Origin of the sequence: Chryseobacterium aurantiacum (assembly GCF_003020585.1) — a bacterium.
In the GTDB taxonomy this organism is placed as follows: Bacteria; Bacteroidota; Bacteroidia; order Flavobacteriales; family Weeksellaceae; genus Chryseobacterium; species Chryseobacterium aurantiacum.
The window spans coordinates 1-3,001 of record NZ_PXUE01000011.1 but is presented as its reverse complement, the minus strand read 5'-3'; the positions used below and the strand labels follow the sequence as shown (position 1 = coordinate 3,001).

Sequence of the window (3,001 nt, the reverse complement as noted above, 5' to 3'; positions counted from 1 at the left end):
GTTACGGATGGAGCCAAAAACAACATCTGTTCATCAGTTTGACAAGAAGAATTTAAGATCATTGACATTAACGGTAAAGACATCACAAAGAGATAACCGAGCACTTTCGAGTGCCGAGTTTATAAAAATATCGATAAATTTATTTATCAAAAAATACTGAACTAATTTAAATATTAGGAAAGAAATCGTTAAGGGCGTATGGCGGATGCCTAGGCTTTCAGAGGCGAAGAAGGACGTGGTAAGCTGCGAAAAGCTGCGGGGATTGGCACACACGAATTGATCCGCAGATGTCCGAATGGGGCAACCCGTCTGGTTGAAGACCAGTCACTCCAATTTATTGGAGAGCAAACCCGGAGAACTGAAACATCTAAGTACCCGGAGGAAAAGAAATCGAAGAGATTCCGTAAGTAGTGGCGAGCGAAAGCGGATTAGCCCAAAAGCTAATTTATGTTTAATAGAACGTTCTGGAAAGAACGGCCGTAGAGGGTGATAGCCCCGTATATGAAAGGCATATTTAAGTGATAAATGAGTAGGGCGGGACACGTGAAATCCTGTCTGAATATGGGGGGACCATCCTCCAAGGCTAAATACTCCTGAAAGACCGATAGTGAACAAGTACTGTGAAGGAAAGGTGAAAAGCACTTCGAATAGAAGGGTGAAATAGAACCTGAAACCGTACGCCTACAAGCGGTCGGAGCACCTATATGGTGTGACGGCGTGCCTTTTGCATAATGAGCCTACGAGTTAATTTTACTAGCGAGGTTAAGGTATTAAGTACCGGAGCCGGAGCGAAAGCGAGTCTGAATAGGGCGCATAGTTAGTAGGATTAGACGCGAAACCTTGTGATCTACCCATGGGCAGGTTGAAGCTCTGGTAACACAGAGTGGAGGACCGAACCGGTTGACGTTGAAAAGTCTTCGGATGACCTGTGGGTAGGGGTGAAAGGCCAATCAAACTGGGAGATAGCTCGTACTCTCCGAAATGCATTTAGGTGCAGCGTCGTATATAAGTTTATTAGAGGTAGAGCTACTGATTGGATGCGGGGGTTTCACCACCTACCAATTCCTGACAAACTCCGAATGCTAATAAATGTTCTACGGCAGTGAGGGCATGGGTGCTAAGGTCCATGTCCGAGAGGGAAAGAACCCAGACCAACAGCTAAGGTCCCCAAATATATGTTAAGTTGAAGCAACGCGGTTGGACTGCATTGACAGCTAGGATGTTGGCTTGGAAGCAGCCATTCATTTAAAGAGTGCGTAACAGCTCACTAGTCGAGCGGTCCGGCATGGATAATAATCGGGCATAAACATATTACCGAAGCTATGGATTTGTACCTTGTGTACATCTGGTAGGAGAGCATTCTATTTGCGCCGAAGCAGTACTGTGAGGTATTGTGGAGCGGATAGAAAAGAAAATGTAGGCATAAGTAACGATAAAGGGGGCGAGAAACCCCCTCACCGAAAGACTAAGGTTTCCTCAGCCATGCTAATCAGCTGAGGGTTAGTCGGGACCTAACGCGAACCCGAAAGGGGTAGTGGATGGACAATGGGTTAATATTCCCATACTTGCTCACACTAAAAAGGGGACGGAGTGCCGTACCTGCTGGAGACTGACGGAATAGTCAAGGCCTAGCCTTCGGGCGAAGCTGCTGCAGGGAAAGTGCTTCCAAGAAAAGCCGAAGTGAAGCAACCCGTACCAAAACCGACACAGGTAGTCGAGGAGAGAATCCTAAGGTGCTAGAGTGAATCATGGTTAAGGAACTAGGCAAAATAGTCTCGTAACTTCGGGAGAAGAGACGCCATCAGCAATGGTGGCCGCAGTAAAGAGGCCCAGGCGACTGTTTATCAAAAACACAGGACTCTGCAAAATCGAAAGATGCAGTATAGGGTCTGACACCTGCCCGGTGCTGGAAGGTTAAGGAAGGTGCTTAGGGTTAAACCGAAGGCATTGACTGAAGCCCCAGTAAACGGCGGCCGTAACTATAACGGTCCTAAGGTAGCGAAATTCCTTGTCGGGTAAGTTCCGACCTGCACGAATGGTGTAACGATCTGGGCACTGTCTCAACCATGAGCTCTGTGAAATTGTAGTCTCGGTGAAGATGCCGAGTACCCGCAATGGGACGAAAAGACCCTGTGAACCTTTACTATAACTTCGTATTGACTTTGAGTAAGTAATGTGTAGGATAGGTGGGAGGCTTTGAAGCTTGCACGCTAGTGTAGGTGGAGCCAACGTTGAAATACCACCCTTTACTTACTTGGAGCCTAACTTCTTTTAGAAGGACATTGCGTGGTGGGTAGTTTGACTGGGGTGGTCGCCTCCAAAAGAGTAACGGAGGCTTTCAAAGGTACCCTCAGCACGCTTGGTAACCGTGCGTAGAGTGTAATGGCATAAGGGTGCTTGACTGTGAGACCCACAAGTCGATCAGGTGCGAAAGCAGGACATAGTGATCCGGTGGTTCCGTATGGAAGGGCCATCGCTCATAGGATAAAAGGTACTCCGGGGATAACAGGCTAGTCTCCCCCAAGAGCTCACATCGACGGGGAGGTTCGGCACCTCGATGTCGGCTCGTCACATCCTGGGGCTGGAGAAGGTCCCAAGGGTTGGGCTGTTCGCCCATTAAAGTGGCACGCGAGCTGGGTTCAGAACGTCGTGAGACAGTTCGGTCTCTATCTATTGCGGGCGTTAGATGTTTGAGAGGGCTTGATTCTAGTACGAGAGGACCGAATTGAACAAACCTCTGGTGTATCAGTTGTACCGCCAGGTGCACCGCTGAGTAGCTACGTTTGGAAGAGATAAGCACTGAAGGCATATAAGTGCGAAACTCGCCTCAAGATGAGACATCTTTTAAGGGTCGTTGGAGATGACGACGTTGATAGGCTACAGGTGTAAAGACAGTAATGTCATAGCCGAGTAGTACTAATTACCCGTAGATTTATAGCCTAATATGGCGCACGGAAGTGCAGCAAGGTTACCTCTTTGTGAAAGTTTTTATCGATTAAAA

General features: G+C 47.8%; 1 rRNA gene. It reads left to right on the top strand.

What is annotated here, in order from left to right:
- Positions 1-178: 178 nt before the first annotated feature.
- Positions 179-2,940 (top strand): 23S ribosomal RNA (locus tag C7D53_RS20765).
- Positions 2,941-3,001 lie beyond the last annotated feature (61 nt).